Source organism: Aurantimonas marina, from assembly GCF_017183135.1.
Taxonomy (GTDB): Bacteria; Pseudomonadota; Alphaproteobacteria; order Rhizobiales; family Rhizobiaceae; genus Aurantimonas; species Aurantimonas marina.
Map to the genome: position 1 here is coordinate 1 of NZ_JADDXW010000009.1, position 16,364 is coordinate 16,364.

Here is a 16,364-nt window from a genome sequence, read left to right on the forward strand (position 1 = left end):
ACTCATCGTCGGAGGGACGGCCGCCGCGGCTTTTCAACTCCAGCCTTTCACCGACTTCGCCAGCTTCACCCGCCGCCTCGCCGAGGCGCTTTACGCCGCGCTCGGCATCGACGTGCTGGCAACGCGCCTGCACCTTCAAAAACAGTAGGAGACCATCCGATGACCTGCAATTCCGGGCTTGTAGGAACCACGCTGTGGGCGATCGTTGCCACGACCGCCGTCACCGCTCCGGCGAATGTCTTCGCCCAGTCCAGTCCCGTCACCCAGCGTGAAACCGCGGTCGCGCCGGAAATCAATCCTCCCGGCGACATCCCCGACGATCAGGTCTTCATCACCTACAAGTCCCCGGGCGGATTCTCGATGCAAGTTCCGGAGGGCTGGTCGCGCAGCGACGCGGCGAATGGCGTCAGCTTCGCCGATAAATACGGTCGCATCGTCATCGACGTGACCCCGGCGGAACAAGCGCCAACTGCCGCGAGCATCAAGCAGAAGGAGGTCGTCGGCCTTGTCGCTAGCGGTCACGCCGTCGACGTCAAGGATATTCGCACGATGCCGTTGCCGGCCGGGGAGGCAGTCGCGGTCGATTATCTGTCGAATTCCGCGGTGAACCCTGTCACCGACCGCAAGATCCGCCTGGAAAACCGCCGGATCTACTATTTCAGGAATGGCAAGAAAGCAGTCCTGACATTGTCGGCGCCGGCCGGCGCCGACAATGTCGACCAGTGGAAGATGATGGCCGAATCCTTCCGGTGGTCGTCGTGATACTGCTTGATGCCCAAGACCTGTTCCGCTTCTATCACGTTGGCGATGCGGAGATCCGGGCGCTCAAAGGCGTGAGCCTCAATGTGAGCGCCGGCGAGATCATCGCCCTGACCGGTCCGTCCGGAAGCGGCAAGTCGACACTGCTTTCGTGTCTGTGCGGCCTCGACGAACCCGACGGCGGAACGGTGGACATCGGCGGTCGGCGGATGACCCGCCGGCCGGAGACCGAGAAGGCAGCAATCCGGGTGTCCACGCTTGGCATTCTGGCACAACGCGACAATCTGTTCCCGCATCTGACCGTGGCCGAAAACATCGCCTTCGCGTTGTGCCGCCGAAGCGGCGGCGATCCCGTCGATATCGAGCAGATGCTCCAATCCGTCGCCTTGAGCGAGCGCGCCAACGCCTATCCAGCCACGCTGTCGGGCGGCGAAATTGCGCGGGCGGGCCTGGCGGTCGCGCTGGCTCTCGAGGCGCCGCTGATCGTTGCGGATGAGCCGACCGCGGAAGTCGACGAGGCGACCGAGCGGATGATCCTCGCCATTCTGGCCGATAGAAGCCGGCGGGGGAAGGGCGCTTTGATCGCGACCCACAGCCGCGCCGTTGCGGCGATCGCCACGCGAACCCTTCATCTGCGGGACGGTCGTCTCGTCGAAAGACCGCTTGTCGAAACGCTCGACGAGGCCGAGCATCTGTTTGAAGACGCGACGCGTCCCATGCTTCGCAACGATCGCGAGACGCTGATCGAAGCGCGGGGCCTCGGACGGAATTACGATCTGGGCGATCTCACAGTTCACGCCGTGGAAAATGCCGACATCGTGATGCGCCAAGGCGACCGCATCGCCGTGACCGGACCATCGGGAAGCGGCAAGTCGACCCTTTTGAAGATGCTGGCCGGAATCGTGCGGCCGTCATCAGGGCTGTTGGCATGGTTTGGTGCCGGGACCGCCACCGGGCTCCGCCCAGGCCGGATCGGGGTCGTGTTCCAGGAACCCAGCCTGATTCCCTCGCTGACCGTTCGGGAAAACGTGGCATTGCCGCTGCAACTGGCGGCCCGTTCGTCCCAAGGTCGGGCTCATATGAGCGCCGACGACGCCCTGGCGCTTCTGTCGCTTGCGGACCTGTCGGACAAGTTGCCGGACGAAATCTCCGGCGGCCAGATGCAGCGTGTCGCCTTCGCCAGAGCCCTCGTCACCAATCCCGAGATCATCCTGGCCGACGAGCCGACCGGGCAGCTCGACCAGCCGACCGGACGAGCGGTGATGGAGGCGGTCCTCGATGCCCTCGGTGAGAATGAGACCGCTCTCCTGCTCACCACCCATGACGAGCGGCTGGCGAGGACCATGGCAACGCAATTGCGCATGGACCACGGTCGGCTGGCCGAGGTCGCCTGAAAGGATCTCCATCATGTTCGGTCTTTGGATCAAAGGCATTTTCAAGCGTCGCGCCGTCCAGATCGCGCTGGCCTATTCCGGTGTCGCGCTCGCCACCGCGCTGATCGCGCTGATCGGCGTGTTCTCGGTGATCAGCGCGTCGACGATGACCGAGCGCGCCGTCGCTCAAGTCGTGGTCGACTGGCAGGTCCAGCCCAAACCCGGCGCCGACGCGGGATCGGTCAAGACCGCGCTCGAGGCGCTGCCCACGGTTCGCGCCGTCACCCAGGTCGGCTATGCGGACGTGCCGGCGCTCCAGGCGACCACCGGCGGGACCGTCCAGACGACGGGTGCCGCGAAAATTCTCGGCATCGATGCCGGTTACCATGCTGCTTTCCCCGAACAGATGCGGCTTCTCCTCGGGGGCCTGGACGGTCCGCTGCTGGCGCAGCAGACCGCGGCGAACCTTCATGCCGGTATCGGCGACACCATCCAGATCCAACGGCGGAACGGCGCTCCGAGCGCGATCACCGTCGCCGGTATCGTCGAACTTCCCAATGCCGATGCCCTGTTCCAATCGATGGGAGCGCCGGCCGGCGCCGGGCCGACGGCGCCCCCGGACAATGTCGTTATCCTGCCGGCGTCGCAATGGTCGGCACTTTTCGCGCCCGATCCGCCACGGTCGATGATCCAGTTTCACGCCGCCTTCAACCGGGTCACGCTGGCGAGCTATCCCGACACGGCCTTTATCGAGGAAGCGCGACAGGTCCGTAATTTTGAGGCGTCGGTTGCCGGTCAGGCGCTCGTCGGCGACAATCTCGGCGCTCGTCTGGACGCGGTCCGCGGCGATGCGATCTACGCCCGGGTCATCTTCCTGTTTCTCGGTCTGCCGGCGGCTGTGCTCGCCATCCTGCTGACCGTTTCGCTGCTCCTGGCCGACCGCGATCGCAAGAGCCGGAACGAAGCGCTGCTGCGGATACGCGGCTTCGATCGCTCGACGATACTGCGTTTGATCGCCTCTGAGGAAGCCATCGGAGCGGCTGGGGCCGCTATCGTTGGCTCACTGGCGGCGTTGATCCTGTCGGCCCTGCAATTCGGGACTGCCTCGCTGTCGTCCTCGGCGCTTGTGTGGATCGCCCTGTCAGGCATTGGCGGTTTCGCCGTCGCGCTTCTCTGCGGCGTCCTGCCGGCGCTTCGGCGGTTGCGCGGCGAAACCGTGCTGCGCGGACGAACATCCATGAGCCGTGGCCGTGATCCGCTGTGGCAGCGGCTCTGGCTCGATCTCATCTTCCTGGCCGGAGCCGCGGTGATTTTCCTGCAGTCGGCCAGTTCCAACTATCAGGTCGTGCTGGCGCCGGAGGGCGTGACCGCGACCGCCGTCGACTACACCGCGTTCCTGTCGCCGCTGCTGTTCTGGGTCGGGAGTGTGCTGCTGACGATCCGGCTGGCGTCCTGGTGGATCGGCCGTTCCGCCGGGACCATGGAGGGGATGGCGACTCGGATTGGCCTGGCCAAGGCCACCGCTCCGAGCGTCGCAGCCGGCCTGTCACGGCAGCATCGGCGGACTGCCGGCGGCATCGCGCTGGTGTCGCTAGCCTTCTCCTTCGCTGTCGCCGCGTCCATCTTCAACCTGACCTACAATGGCCAGACGCGCGTCGACGCGATGCTGACCAACGGCGCCGATGTGACCGTCACCGGCTCCACCGCGACGCCCGTCGGGCCGATTGTCCAGAAGATCCAGGCGATGCGGGATGTCGCGGCCGCCATCCCGATGCAGCATCGCTTTGCCTATGTCGGCAACGATCTCCAGGATATCTACGGCATCGATCCAACGCGGATCGGCGAGGCGACGGCAGTCGAGAATGCCTATTTCGCCAACCAGGACGCGGCGGCAACGCTGAAAGCGCTGGAAACGACGCCCGACGGGGTTCTTGTCTCCCAGGAGACCGTCAACGACTTCCAGCTGGCGCTCGGCGACCCGATCAAGTTGCGGCTGCAGGATGCCACGACGCACCAATACAAGGCGGTCCCCTTCAAGTTCGTGGGTGTCGCCCTGGAATTTCCGACCGCCCCGAAGGATTCCTTCCTCGTCGCCAATGCGAGTTACCTCTCGACTGAGACCGGCTCGCCGGCGCATGAGCTCTTGCTTGTTCGTTCGCTCGGCGACCCGAAAGCCTTGGCTGCGGCGATCCGCCAAGACCTGGGCTCGACATCAGGCTATACGGTCACCGATCTGGAATCCGCCTTCCACGTCATTGCCTCGAGCCTGACCGCCGTCGATCTCGGACGGCTCACCACGGTCGAAATCGCCTTCGCGGTCGTCCTGCTGGCCGCCGCGACCGGCCTGATGCTGTTCCTCGGCTTTGCCGAGCGCAAACGCACTGCCGAAATTCTCGCCGCGCTCGGGGCTTCTGGCGCCGAAATCGGCGGCTTCCTGTGGAGCGAGGCGTTGCTGATCCTGGTGCCGGGCGCGGTCATCGGCTCGCTGATTGGCGTCGTGGCCGCCGACATGCTGGTGAAGCTTCTGTCCGGCATCTTCGATCCGCCACCGGATGCGCTCTCCTATCCGCTGATCCAGCTGATCGGCTTCGCCTTGGTCGGCGTCGTGGCGACGGTCGCGGCCGTTCAGATCGCCAGGCTGCGGCTCGCGCGACAGGTGGAAGCCTAGCATGGATGGATTCCGACCAACCCCGGACTTCCCGCATCCCCGGCATGCCGCCCAGGACGTTTCAAACCCTGACGCCTTCACATCCACAGCGACCAACCAGTCTCCGTCGACCGTGGCTCGGAAGGTCGGAACCGGCAGGGCCTTCGCTCTTGTGAGCGTTGTCGTTCCAGCACGCAACGAGGCGGCAAATCTGGCCGTATTGCTGCGCGAAATCGAGGCAGCTCTCGCCGCTCGCGCCCATGAGATACTCGTCGTCGCCGACGGCTCAACCGACGCGACGGCAGCTACCTTGGTGGAACTTTTCACCGATGGCCTCGTCGACATTTTTGAGAACGCGAGAACGACGCGTGTCGATCAAGCGGCGGCGTGTCGCGGATTTTGACAGTTATTCTAAGGAGGTCGGCAGATGCAGTTGGGAATGATCGGACTCGGCCGGATGGGGTCCAACATGATCCTCCGACTTTTGCGGGCGAACCACGAATGCGTGGTCTATGACCTGTCCGAAAAGGCGGTTGCGGCGATGGTCGTCGAAAATGCCATCGGCAGTGGTTCTCTCGAGGAATTCGTCAAGGCGCTGACCAGGCCCCGTGCAATCTGGTTGATGGTTCCCGCCGGCGTGGTCGACGCAACCATCGAAGAACTACTGCCTCATCTGGAGCACGACGACATCCTGGTCGACGGCGGCAACTCCTACTACATCGACGATATTCGGCGGGCCAAGGAACTCGCTGACGCCGGCATCCGCTATCTCGACGTTGGTACCAGCGGTGGCGTCTGGGGCCTGGAGCGGGGTTACTGCATGATGATCGGCGGTGACCAGGAGTCCGTGGCACAGATGGACCCGATCTTCGCGACGCTCGCGCCCGGCCGGTGCGACATACCCGAGACCCCCGGCCGCACGTCGGAAGGAACGTCCGAGAACGGATATCTGCATTGCGGGCCGAGCGGTGCCGGTCATTTCGTCAAGATGGTCCACAACGGCATCGAATACGGCGTGATGGCCGCCTACGCCGAGGGCTTGGCGATCCTCAAGGCCGCCAATATCGGCAAGAACGCCGGCACGGTGGATGCCGAAACCACGCCGCTTCGCGATCCCGAGCACTATCGGTATGATATCGACCTTCCCAACGTGACCGAGGTCTGGCGGCGCGGCAGCGTGATCGCGTCGTGGCTGCTCGATCTCTCCGCCGCTGCCCTTGCCGAGGATCCCATCCTCGCAGAATTCGAGGGGCGCGTTTCGGATTCGGGCGAAGGGCGTTGGACGGTCAAGGCCGCCGTCGACCTCGGCGTACCGGCGCACGTACTGTCCGCGGCGCTTTATGAGCGATTCAGCTCGCGCGGCGAGGCGGATTTTGCCGATAAAGTGCTTTCGGCGATGCGGCACGGCTTTGGCGGACACGTCGAGAAAGCCGCGAAATCCGTAGACGTCGGGCCATAAACGGAGGAACGACAAAATGCCCGCATCCACCGACAAAAGTGTCGCCCGATCTCCGGACAGCGTATTCAGAACATCATGGAGGCAGCGATGCGGGAGCGACTGACGCCGATAAGGAGCGTCGAGCGCGAGGACAGCCTGACCGCCACGCCCGAAGCGCCCCCCTGCGCCATGGTGATCTTCGGCGCCGCTGGCGATCTGACCAGACGGCTGGTGGTGCCGGCGCTCTACAATCTGGTCGTCGCAAAATGCCTTCCCGAAGGGTTCCGCCTGGTGGGCGTCGATCTAGCCGAAAAGTCCGTCGACGACTGGCGCAGCGGTCTGACCGCCGCGATGGACGGCTTCGTCAAGGGCGGCGGAGGCGAGTTCCAGCCTGACAAGATCGATCCGGGCTCCTGGAAGTGGCTCACCGGGCGGATGTCCTATCTTCAAGGCGATCTGAACGATCCTGGCACGTTTCAGCGTCTGGGCGCGCATTTGGACGATCTCGACAAGACGGCTGGAACGGCCGGCAACCACCTGTTCTACCTTGCGGTTGCTGACCGCTTCTTTGGCACGGCTGTGGATGGGCTCGGTGCAGCGAACCTGGTGCAAGAGGCGGACGGCCAGTGGCGTCGCGTGGTGATCGAAAAGCCTTTCGGCCACGACTTGGCATCGGCCAAAGCCCTTAACACCCGGATTCTCAAGACACTCGACGAGAGTCAGATCTACCGCATGGACCATTTTCTCGGCAAGGAAACGGTCCAGAACATCATGGCGCTGCGCTTCGCCAACGGCCTCTTCGAGCCCTTGTGGAATCGCCAGCACATCGATCACGTCCAGATTACAGCGGCCGAAACGGTCGGCGTCGAAGGTCGGGGAAAATTCTACGAAAGGACCGGCGCGCTGCGCGACATGGTCCCGAACCATGTCTTCCAACTGCTCGCAATGACGGCGATGGAGCCGCCGCTGTCTTTCGCCGCCGACGCCGTCAGATCCAAGAAGGCGGAAGTGATCGAAGCCATTCGGTCGCTGGATCGGGACACCGCGCTCCGCGACGCGGTGCGCGGTCAATACGGCGCCGGCGTCGTTCTGGGAGAGGCCGCGAACGCCTATCGCACCGAGCGGGACGTGGCACCGGACTCAGCGGCCGAGACCTACGTCGCGATCAAGCTGGCCATCGACAACTGGCGGTGGTCCGGCGTTCCGTTCTACCTGCGCACCGGCAAGTATCTGGCCCGCCGCACGACCGAGATCGCCATCCGCTTCCACCAGGCGCCCTATGCACTGTTCCGCAGCACGGATGTCGAGCGGATGAACCCGAACTGGATGGTCCTGCGTATCCAGCCGGACGAGGGAGTGGCATTGGAATTCGCCGCAAAGCATCCCGGACCCCGGGTCCGGCTTGAAAACGTCACGATGGATTTCGCCTATGAGACCTTTTTCAAGATGGCCCCCAACACCGGTTACGAGACGCTGATCTATGACTGCATGTCGGGCGATGCCTCGTTGTTCCAGCGGGCCGACAACATCGAAGCCGACTGGCAGGCAGTGCAGCCCATCCTCGATGCCTGGGCTGCAACGCCGCCGGGGGACTTCCCGAACTATGCCGCCGGAGGGACGGGCCCGGCGGCCGCGGACGATCTGCTGGCGCGCGACGGGCACGCTTGGCGGCCACTTTGAGAGGGATCAGCATGGCGGGGAAAACCACAGCGATCGGCGTGGAACAATGACGGGGAAAGACATTCGATTTCTGTCTCGGACATTGATGGGACGCTGGTGGGCGACGATAAATCGTTGAGCGCATCTGTCGCCGACGCCGTACGCCGACTTCGGTCCGCCGGCATCGGAATCTCGCAGATCAGCGTTAGACCGGTATGTCTTCACTCGTGAAACGGCTGGAACTCGCAGGTCCGTTTGGAACGTTCGGACTGTCCGTCGTCCGAACATTTGGCGCAGATTTTTGGCGTCGAATTGAGAAGCCACGGCCTTGTCTGGGTATGGCTTCTTGAGTGGCGATCCGGCGGTGCTGCAAGCGCCGATGTTCGATGACCTTCCGCTTGATCCTTTCGCGCTGTTTGATGATGGTCGTGGCTCTGCTGGTGTGACGTTGCCCAGGCAATCGTGATAGCGCTGGTGGTTCTAGTGCTCGACGAAGGCCTCGATCTGTCCCTCGCGGTCGGCCGGCCATCCATTTCTGAAATGGCTGTTTGGAGTTCCCCCGGTTTGATGGACACAATCCGATTTGTGAGAGGAGAGTGTCGCTATGCCGAGAACGAGGAACCCATACCCGTCTGAATTCAAGGAGCAGATCGTTGCCCTGGCGCGAGCGGGACGGGGCGTCGGAGTGAGACAGTGGTTCAGCGGTTGTCGATCGACGGGTGCGGCTGTGACAGGCCGGCCGTGACGCTACGCGGCTGTCATGGTCACTGGTCGGTGGCCACGACCGCAAGGGCGCCATTCTCGTTCGCGGGTTCCTCGATCGTCGACAGAAAACGAAGCTTGGCACGCTGAACGTGCCGGAAGAAGGCTTCATGTGCCCGGTTGATGTTTCCCGAAGCCAGCGCATCGACCATCTCGCGATGCTCGTAATTCGAGACCGAAAGCCCCTTCGCCTGCACAAGAGTGCGGGTGCGGCAGAGATGCAGACGATCGACAAAGCTCTGATACTCGCTGACCAGCGTTTTGTTGCCTGTTGACGTGACGAGGAACGCGTGGAACGCGAGGTTGACAGGGTAATAGGCGTCGAAGTCGCCATTGGCGGCGTGCCCGTCCATCGTCTTCAGGAACGCCTTCAACTTCAGCAGCATTTCGTCTGTCAGCCGGTCGGCGAGCAGGCGTCCCGCCAGCCCGAAGATCGCGGACCGCAGGTCGTAAATTTCCAAGGCCTCCTCGACCGGAATCTGCCGCACGAAGACACCACGGTTGCGGACGACATCGACGAGCCCCCTTGCGTTGAGGCTTCGCATCGCCTCTCGCAGTGGTCCGCGACTCATGCCGAAGCGGTTGGCGAGCTGGAACTCGTTCAGCCGTTCGCCTGGCTGCAACTTGCCGCCGAGGATCAGGCGTTCGATCTCCTTCTCGACAACGCTGGTCAGGGACGACGTCTTCAGGGTCACGAGTTCGCTGCTCTCGCCGGGACCTTCAATTGTCGACATTGCTTCAACTTCCTCGACCGCTTTAATTTCGCGATCTTCTACGCGAAGTGCTCGCGATTTCAAAAAATCGGTCCTTACCGGTCGATTGCCGACAATTCGATCAAGATATGTCAGCGCCTAGGGAACCAAGACTGGATCTGCCTCCCGCCGATTTCTGCCGGATGGCGGCCAGAATGGCCCCGACCATGTCGCGCTGCGTTCCGGTTCCCCGGATATCCTGTGTGCGGGTCGCCGGGGTCGAGAGTGCGTGGTCGATGCCCCGCTTCATCAACGCAGCCGCCTCGACGGCAGCGGGAATGTCGCGCCGCCGGCCGAGCCAGTCGAACAGCATGCGTGTCGATTCGACCATGGCGAAGGGATTGGCGATTCCCTTCCCGGCGATGTCGGGAGCCGAGCCATGTGTCGCCTGAGCCATCGCGATCGAGCCACGGCCGATGCAAAGGCCCGGGGCCATGCCGAGGCCGCCGACGAGACCGGCCGCTTCGTCGGTCAAAATATCGCCGAACATGTTGGTCGTGACGACGACGTCGAAGCTTTGCGGATCGCGGACGAGGCGCATCGCCATGGTGTCGACAATGACCTCGTCGACCGCGATGTCAGGAAATTCCTTGGCGACCTCGTAGCAGCTGTCGACGAACATGCCGCAGCCCAGCTTGAAGACCGTGTTCTTATGCACCAGCGTCAGTCGTTTCTTGCGGGAGCGGGCGATTTCCAGCGCAGCTCGCGCCACCTTGCGGCTTCCCTCCTTGCTGATCACCCGCACGGAAATCGTGACATCCTCGGTGGGGCGGAACTCGCCCGACCCCATGACGACGTTGCGGTCCGGCTGAAACCCTTCATTGTTCTCGCGCACGATGACGAGGTCGATGTCGTCGCGAAGGCACCCGATGTCGGCAAAGGAGCGGGTCGGGCGGACGTTGGCGAAGAGATCGAAGTGTTTGCGCAGGATCGGATGCGGGTTGATGGCTTCGGACACCTTGGGATATTCGCGATGGCCGATTGGACCGAGAATCCATCCGTCGAGACGACCGAGGGTGTCCAGGGTTCCGTCGGGCATGGTGTGACCGTGCGTGTCGAGCGCACGCCGGCCGATTGGGACCTCAGTCCAGTCTATGGAGAGACCGGCGCGATCCGCCGCCGCACGGGCAACCTCGACGGAGGCGGGTACGACTTCGTGGCCAATGTCGTCGCCTTCGAGGATGCCGATCTTAAGGGTCTGGCTCATCCGCGTCGTGCCTCCCGACTACTCTGCCGCCGAGCAGACCGGCTCGACAACCGCTTGGCGCGCGACATCGCCGGCATCGGCCAGAGTTTCGATCCGCCAGGCGGCGTCAAGGATCGCGCGGGTCTGTCCCTCTCCAACGACGAGTTCCGACTGGCGCGTGAACTTGGCGTCGAGCTGCTCGTCCGTCAGTGGCCGCTCGCGGCTGCCGATGGCGCGTTCGATGTGCTTGCGCAGGGTCGACCCGTCGGTGAAGGTCACGTCGATGGTGACGGAGGCCTCGTGGATGCTCGGATCCGAAGCGGCCTTCACCTTATCGCGAAGGGCAATGATGTCGGCCCGGTTCACCATCTCGTCGGTGAAGGCGGTGGGTGATCCGTCGCCCTCGATGAGAGCGCTGGCCGCGGCGTGATAGACGCTGAATTTGCCCTCGAGCCCGGTCTTCGGGCTGGTCTTTCCAGTCAGTTCCAGCACCAACGGATGCGTCGTCAGTTTCACGGACTGGATGTCACCGACCTTGTCGCCGATCTCGTTTCGGATCTGCTGGCAGCCGTCGATGGTCGGATGGATGACGATACCGCAGGCGAAGGGCTTGTAGCTGTTGAGCGCGGCTTCCCAGCTTGTGCCGAGGCCGTCGAGAATCTCGCTATAGTCCTGCTTGTCGGAGAGGACGTTGGCGAAGCCCCGTGGTGCCTCGATGCCCTGCAACGAGCTGTCGAATCCGGCTTCCGCCAGGAAGGCCGACATGGCGCCATTCTGCGCGGCCCGGCCAGGGTGGAAGCTCTTGGTCATCGTTCCGAACATTTCGCGAAGGCCGGCGGATTGCGTCGCCGCGAGACCCAGGGCCCACTGCATCTGCATCTTGTCGAGACCGATTGCGTGGCCAACCGCCGCGGCGGCGCCGAAGACGCCGGTGGTTCCGGTGATGTGCCAGCCGCGGTCGTAATGCTGGGGGTACACGCAGTTGCCGATCCGGCACTCGACCTCGATCCCGACCAACATCGAGGTGATCAGGTCGCGGCCGCTCATGGGCCGTGCCTCGGCAAGTGCCAGCAGGGCGGAGGCCACCGGCCCGGCGGGATGGATGATGGTTTTCAGGTGGGTGTCGTCGTAATCGAGGACGTGCGAGGAAATGCCGTTCACCAGCGCGGCATGAAGGACGTCAAGACGCTCCTTGCGGCCGAGGACGCCCGAGGTCCGCGGACCCGAGAACGCGTCGACCGCCCTGAGCGCCGCGTCGACGGTTTCGTGGCTGGCGCCACCGACGGCGCAGCCGACCCAATTGACGAAGGTGCGCACGCCTTCTCGGCGAACGTCCTCCGGAATGGCGCGGTCCTGAACGCCCACGATCCATTCGGCGAGAGTGCTGGTGACATGTGGTGCGGTCATTGCTTAGGTCTCCGTAAGATACTTGCGGCCGGCCGCGGTTTGGACGTCCGGCGAGGTGAGCGGGCTTAGGGCAACCCTCGGGCGATGCCGTCGTCGACATTGACGGCTTGTCCCGTGACGTAGGAGGCGAGGGGGCTGGCAAGCCAGGCGATCATGATCGCAACCTCGCCCGGATCGGCGAAGCGTCCGAGCGGGATCTCGTGGGAAAACTCGGCCAGAATTGTCGAGCGGTCCGTGCCGCGCTCTGCCGTCATCTTGTCGGCGCGTGTCGTTCATAGGGGCGCCAACGTGCGGCCGGGGGCGACGCAATTGACGCGAATACCGGCCTCGGCGAATTCGGTGGCCAGCGTGTTTGTCAGCCCGAGCAGCCCGGCCTTGTGGATGAAGGGACGCCCGCTATCGTCGGGGCGATCGTTCACGTTGGGGTCAGCCAAGTCGGTCTCGACAAACAGGTCGGTCCCGATAAATCGTCCGGCGAAAGCCGCAAGGCCGCATCCTTGGCTGTGGGGCACCGGGAAAGTTCGTCTCGATCCGTTGGATGCTCATCACGTGTCTCGCCGTCTGTCTTGCGATCTGCAAAAGTCGACCCGTCCCGGCGCGGTCGCGGGGAGGTCGACGATCTATAGACAGGCGCATCTTAAAATTGTCAACAGAAGACAGGACCTCTTAAGCCACGGACTCCATGCGGATTTCCTCGTCTCTTCGCACGCTCAACGAGTTGACCTCCCAATCAGTCGGCTTGGGCGGTAGATTGGGTGGAAAGCCGGGATGCTTATTGCTAACACCGGGCGTCATCCCCGAAATCGGCTCATAACCATTGCAGAGTCAGGGCGAGCAGAGTGGACTGTCCGCTGCGGCTCTCCCGCCATCGTCCTGGGAAAGATCCATGCCGCTGCGGGCTTCAGCTATGGGGGACGGGCTGGCGACAGTTGAAATTCGTTCCGCTCCGCCTCGTCAAGCTGCCCTACGAGCCCCATCTCCCAGGCCAGGTATCGGCGGGAGGCGTCGAGATTGCCGTCGTGGCGATCGTGGACGAAGCGAGCAAAGTCGATCGCTTCCGCGTCGCTCGGGATCGAGGGGGACGCCGCCTTCTTCGCACCGGCGTCCAGCAGCGCGGCATGCCCGCCGGCGACCACCGCGAAGTCCGAGCGAGCGAGGGCGTCGAGGTCGCGCGCCGCTCCGATGAGAACCGCGTCGTCGTCGACGATTAATAGTATCTGTCTTCGGTCCCGTGCGACTGTTCCCGACAAGTTTGACCGGGTCGCCCAGACGGCGCCTTCCGCGTGGCTCTCACGGTAAGCCAGCGACGACCGGAGATCGATCAACAGCGCCCGACCTGAACCCGTTGCATCGAGCGCCGCGCGGGCTTCGACGAATTTCGGCGAAACGGCCGTCGATGGTTTCGGTGCGCCATCCTGCTCTAATGCCCGCAACGCATCGTCGATCAAGGCAATTACCGGTTCGAAGCCGAGCTGACGCAGCCAGAATGCCGCAAGGCCGGCGCGGATGCCGAGATCATCACAGAGAACCAGCCTGGCATGCCGGACGCCGACATATTGGTCGGTCGCCTGAACCAGTTGGCCGCTCGGCGCATGCGGTGCGAAGGCGAGGGGGTCGGCGAGCGCTTCCGCTTCGGATCGGACGTCGAAGGCGAAAGTCGTCCGCGCCGGATCGGCCAGAAGGCTTTGCACGTCAGCAGACGACACGACGGGAATACGCCATCGTTCGAGAAAGCTTTCCGCTCGCTCGCGACCCGCGGCCCGCGATGCCTCGTCGAGGGAAGGAAAGGCGGTCGCCGTCACGCCACGTACTAGGTCATGGCCGGCCAGCGCCCAGCCTTGCGTACCATTTTCGAGCGCGTAGACCGGTCCCACGTGACCCGTCAATCGCAGTCCGATCGCGCCGACGATGCCGCGAGTCCGCCCGGCGCAGCTGATGACGACCGGCTTGTCTTCCGGCAATTCCAGGGCGGCGACACGATGGGCCAATTCTCCATTCGGAAGGCAGACGGCTCCGGGGACGTGCATCTTGCGAAACTCGGCCGGCGGCCTTGCGTCGAACAGCGCGACGTTGCCGGCGCCATGCCATGCAACCAAGGTCTGCGGCGCAACAACGTCCGGCCGCCACTCATGCTCGGCAAGTTCGCCGAGCGTCTTGGACGGCACGTTGACGCCTTTGAACAGCGTGAAACCGGCCTGGAGCCAGCCGGGCGCACCGCCGGCGACGAGGTTCAGATCGGTATAGCCAAGGGCCGAGAGATGGTGCGCCGCCACTACGGCAACGCCATCGCCGGCATCGATCAATAGCACGGGCACATCGCGCCGCGGCACCAGCCGAGCCGCCTCCCGCTCGAGGCGGCTATAAGTGCAAGGGGCGGCGAAAAGCGGGTGCCCCTCGCAGAACTGGCCGGCCTCCCGGATGTCGAGAAACGCGATTTCGTCGCCGGAATGGACCAGAGTCTTCGCGGCTTGCGCGGTGATCGTGCGGATCATCCTACGTATGGCTCCGGCTCGTTGCCCTGGAAGAATGTCCGAAACGCAGGCTCGATCAGGTCCGGACGGTATGGCCGCGATGGCAGTCGGAAATCGCCGCCAAGGGTCGGATCTGCGATCGCGTTCGCGAAAAGACCGGCCGGCCCGCATTCGCTCGCCCGGCCTTCAGCTGATGTCGATCCGCCTTTCGTCAGGCCGCGAGCGCGGCCGCCAGCTTGCCCATGTCAGTCGCCGTTTCCAGCGTTGCGACCATGTCGATGATCGCTTCGCTCTTGTCTTTCGGCCAGCGGGCGAATTCGGTGCAACCGCGGAACTTGTCCGCCACCTCCTCGTAGCTCATCGGATTGGCCGGCGAGCCCTTGCCGAAATCGGCGCGGCCGGAAATCCTGCTTCCGTCCTTCATCTGGATGTCGAGGATCGTCGTCATCTTGGCGTAGCCGGCGGCTTCCGCATCTGGGTGATTGTGAAAGTTGACGCGCTCGATCATCGCCCGCACGTCATCGCGCAACACCGTCTCGTCGGTGAATTCGGGAAGGTTAGCGCGGCCGTCCAGCAGGAGGATCGCCATGCAGAACTCCATCGAGAACTTCGCCTGGAGTTCGTTCTGCGGGCGATGATGGATCAGGGCGTTCAGCATGTTGTGGTTGGTGCCGACGTCGATGCGTTCCACATCCTCGGCCTTGATACCGTGCTTGGCGATCAGCGACAGCATCTCGGTCATGCCTGGATGGGTGAGGGAGCCCGATGGATGCGGTTTGATGGAGATACCCGGATCGGCGAAGCTCCAGGGCGAGCCGAGCTTGCCGCGAATGGCGTTGAGGTCGTAGCCGCCGCCATGGGCCTGGAAGAAACCGCGCGGCGCCTCGAGGATCTTGTCGGTCGCGCTCCAGCCCATGCCGGCAAGATCGCAGGCGACGACGCCGGATTCGGACGACCGGCCGGCATGGAACGGCTTCGTCATCGTCCCGAAATTCTCGCGCAGCCCGGCGCTCTGGCTGCCGGCGATCGATAGCGCGCGCTGCAGGGTCTCCTGGTCGAAGCCTCTCAGCTTACCGGCGGCCGAGGCCGCGGCGAATGTCCCACAGGTGGCGGTCGCGTGGAAGCCGTGCTGGTAATGCCTCGGCGAGATCGCCTCGGCGATCTTGCACTCGACATCGACGCCGACGAGATAGGCGGCGAGGAGATCGCGGCCGGTAAGGGACCGCAGTTCCGTTTCTGCGAAGGCCGCCGGCAGGCAGGGCGCCGTCGGATGGGTCAGCAGGCCGTAGACGCGATCCTCCGCGACGGCGAGCTGGGTATCGTCGTAATCGTCGGCATGGATGCCGACGCCGTTGGCGAAGGCCGCGAAGCGCGACGGCACCTTGAGGCCGGTGCCCATGACCGTCGCTTTTCCAGCGCCGGCGACGTCCGAGACATGCTGCTGCACATATTTGCCCGACATCGCGACCGAGCCGGACAACGCTAGCCCGAACCCGTCGAGGATCGATTTCTTGCCCAACTCCACGACACTGGTGGGAATGGCGTCGAAGCTGGTATCTAGAACGAAGGCCGCAACCTCGGCCGTCAGCCCTTCGCCGACGGACTGGTCGCTCTGCGGTGTGAAGTGGGTCGGTGCGCGCTGTTCCATGCCTGGGCCCTCGTTTTGGATGCTCTGGGTGGTGTCCGCCTGGATGTCCGGCCGATGAGTCTGCATCAGCTATCAATTACATTTGCTTATTGTCAACAATTTTGCCTCGAAGCCGGTGCCGCTCCCGATTAGCTCTTATCAGGTGCGGATCGACGGTGTAGAGGCGAATCTGGAGGGGACGCGCGACTACGCCGCCGCCGGCGATTTGATTCATAACCGAGCCTGTTGTTAACAGTATTCCGATGCGGTAACGCCCTCGAAG

General features: G+C 63.8%; 12 protein-coding genes and 2 pseudogenes. 7 read left to right on the top strand and 7 right to left on the bottom strand.

Going from position 1 to position 16,364, the window contains the following annotated elements; translation table 11 throughout:
* Window positions 1–159: 159 nt before the first annotated feature.
* The 7 genes from ING15_RS11500 to ING15_RS11530 all read left to right on the top strand — a co-directional run bounded on the left by ING15_RS11500 (window position 160) and on the right by ING15_RS11530 (window position 8,107).
* Window positions 160–762, top strand: a complete 603-nt coding sequence (locus tag ING15_RS11500) for a hypothetical protein (RefSeq protein ID WP_206454968.1) — start codon at window positions 160–162, stop codon at window positions 760–762.
* Window positions 759–2,153, top strand: a complete 1,395-nt coding sequence (locus ING15_RS11505) for an ABC transporter ATP-binding protein (protein WP_206454969.1) — start codon at window positions 759–761, stop codon at window positions 2,151–2,153. Before ING15_RS11500 ends, ING15_RS11505 begins: the two co-directional genes overlap by 4 nt.
* A 13-nt stretch (window positions 2,154–2,166) precedes the next feature.
* Window positions 2,167–4,800 (top strand): ABC transporter permease, encoded by a 2,634-nt coding sequence (locus tag ING15_RS11510; protein ID WP_206454970.1) that lies wholly within the window; start codon window positions 2,167–2,169, stop codon window positions 4,798–4,800.
* Between the two features lies 1 nt (window position 4,801).
* Window positions 4,802–5,182 carry a glycosyltransferase gene (locus tag ING15_RS11515; protein WP_206454971.1) on the top strand — a complete coding sequence of 127 codons (381 nt, stop codon included), beginning with the start codon at window positions 4,802–4,804 and terminating at the stop codon, window positions 5,180–5,182.
* 24 nt (window positions 5,183–5,206) lie between these two features.
* Window positions 5,207–6,238 (top strand): phosphogluconate dehydrogenase (NAD(+)-dependent, decarboxylating), encoded by a 1,032-nt coding sequence (gene gnd, locus ING15_RS11520; RefSeq protein WP_206454972.1) that lies wholly within the window; start codon window positions 5,207–5,209, stop codon window positions 6,236–6,238.
* A gap of 87 nt (window positions 6,239–6,325) precedes the next feature.
* Entirely contained in the window at window positions 6,326–7,897 is a 1,572-nt protein-coding gene (zwf, locus tag ING15_RS11525; RefSeq protein WP_206454973.1) for a glucose-6-phosphate dehydrogenase, read from the top strand.
* Window positions 7,898–7,993: 96 nt separating this feature from the next.
* Window positions 7,994–8,107 (top strand): hypothetical protein, encoded by a 114-nt coding sequence (locus ING15_RS11530; protein ID WP_408628691.1) that lies wholly within the window; start codon window positions 7,994–7,996, stop codon window positions 8,105–8,107.
* Window positions 8,108–8,228: 121 nt separating this feature from the next.
* Here ING15_RS11530 and ING15_RS11535 read toward each other — a convergent pair.
* From ING15_RS11535 to ING15_RS11565, 7 genes and pseudogenes are all read right to left on the bottom strand, one after another.
* Window positions 8,229–8,401 (bottom strand): annotated as a pseudogene (locus ING15_RS11535) (IS3 family transposase); the annotation flags it as partial.
* 239 nt (window positions 8,402–8,640) lie between these two features.
* Window positions 8,641–9,372, bottom strand: coding sequence for an FCD domain-containing protein (locus ING15_RS11540; RefSeq protein ID WP_206454974.1), 732 nt, complete (start codon window positions 9,370–9,372; stop codon window positions 8,641–8,643).
* A gap of 100 nt (window positions 9,373–9,472) precedes the next feature.
* On the bottom strand, window positions 9,473–10,597 hold the full coding sequence (locus tag ING15_RS11545; protein WP_206454975.1) for an isocitrate/isopropylmalate dehydrogenase family protein: 1,125 nt from the start codon (window positions 10,595–10,597) through the stop codon (window positions 9,473–9,475).
* Between the two features lie 18 nt (window positions 10,598–10,615).
* Window positions 10,616–11,983: an MmgE/PrpD family protein gene (locus ING15_RS11550; RefSeq protein WP_206454976.1), complete on the bottom strand. Its 1,368-nt coding sequence runs from the start codon at window positions 11,981–11,983 to the stop codon at window positions 10,616–10,618.
* 65 nt (window positions 11,984–12,048) lie between these two features.
* A pseudogene (locus tag ING15_RS11555) lies at window positions 12,049–12,495 on the bottom strand (SDR family oxidoreductase).
* 393 nt (window positions 12,496–12,888) lie between these two features.
* Window positions 12,889–14,475, bottom strand: coding sequence for a rhodanese-like domain-containing protein (locus ING15_RS11560; RefSeq protein WP_206454977.1), 1,587 nt, complete (start codon window positions 14,473–14,475; stop codon window positions 12,889–12,891).
* Between the two features lie 190 nt (window positions 14,476–14,665).
* The gene (locus ING15_RS11565; RefSeq protein WP_206454978.1) at window positions 14,666–16,102 is read right to left on the bottom strand and encodes an MmgE/PrpD family protein; all 1,437 of its coding nucleotides are present in this window, start codon (window positions 16,100–16,102) and stop codon (window positions 14,666–14,668) included.
* Between the last annotated feature and the right edge of the window lie 262 nt (window positions 16,103–16,364).

Bases quoted from the DNA above. Each gene is read 5' to 3' on its own strand.
- ING15_RS11500 (WP_206454968.1), top strand. From the start codon at position 160: ATGACCTGCAATTCCGGGCTTGTAGGAACCACGCTGTGGGCGATCGTT.
- ING15_RS11510 (WP_206454970.1), top strand. From the start codon at position 2,167: ATGTTCGGTCTTTGGATCAAAGGCATTTTCAAGCGTCGCGCCGTCCAG.
- ING15_RS11515 (WP_206454971.1), top strand. From the start codon at position 4,802: ATGGATGGATTCCGACCAACCCCGGACTTCCCGCATCCCCGGCATGCC.
- gnd (WP_206454972.1), top strand. From the start codon at position 5,207: ATGCAGTTGGGAATGATCGGACTCGGCCGGATGGGGTCCAACATGATC.
- zwf (WP_206454973.1), top strand. From the start codon at position 6,326: ATGCGGGAGCGACTGACGCCGATAAGGAGCGTCGAGCGCGAGGACAGC.
- ING15_RS11540 (WP_206454974.1), bottom strand. From the start codon at position 9,372: ATGTCGACAATTGAAGGTCCCGGCGAGAGCAGCGAACTCGTGACCCTG.
- ING15_RS11545 (WP_206454975.1), bottom strand. From the start codon at position 10,597: ATGAGCCAGACCCTTAAGATCGGCATCCTCGAAGGCGACGACATTGGC.
- ING15_RS11550 (WP_206454976.1), bottom strand. From the start codon at position 11,983: ATGACCGCACCACATGTCACCAGCACTCTCGCCGAATGGATCGTGGGC.
- ING15_RS11560 (WP_206454977.1), bottom strand. From the start codon at position 14,475: ATGATCCGCACGATCACCGCGCAAGCCGCGAAGACTCTGGTCCATTCC.
- ING15_RS11565 (WP_206454978.1), bottom strand. From the start codon at position 16,102: ATGGAACAGCGCGCACCGACCCACTTCACACCGCAGAGCGACCAGTCC.